We start from the raw sequence: 267 nt of genomic DNA, 5'->3' as shown, positions 1-267 counted from the left end.
TAACCGCAAGGAGGACGCCGCCGAAGGTAAAACTGGTGATTGGGGTGAAGTCGTAACAAGGTAGCCGTATCGGAAGGTGCGGCTGGATCACCTCCTTTCTAGGGAGTCAGACATAATGAGTCAGCTGGTCTGAGTCATTATGGACAGGGAAACAAGTTTCAGTATTGTTCAATTTTGAGGGATCCTGATGCCTCCGGATCTATGATCCGGAATCGCGCAAGGCGCGATGCAGCAGGCGGCGAAGCGCAAGCGGAGCCGAACCTACAG

General features: G+C 53.6%; 1 rRNA gene. It reads left to right on the top strand.

What is annotated here, in order from left to right:
* Positions 1–98, top strand: a 16S ribosomal RNA gene (locus H6B10_RS16235); the annotation flags it as partial.
* Positions 99–267: the final 169 nt, after the last annotated feature.

Origin of the sequence: Gemmiger formicilis (genome assembly GCF_016901605.1) — a bacterium.
Taxonomy (GTDB): Bacteria; Bacillota; Clostridia; order Oscillospirales; family Ruminococcaceae; genus Gemmiger; species Gemmiger formicilis_B.
This window is presented reverse-complemented; position numbering and strand designations above follow the sequence as displayed.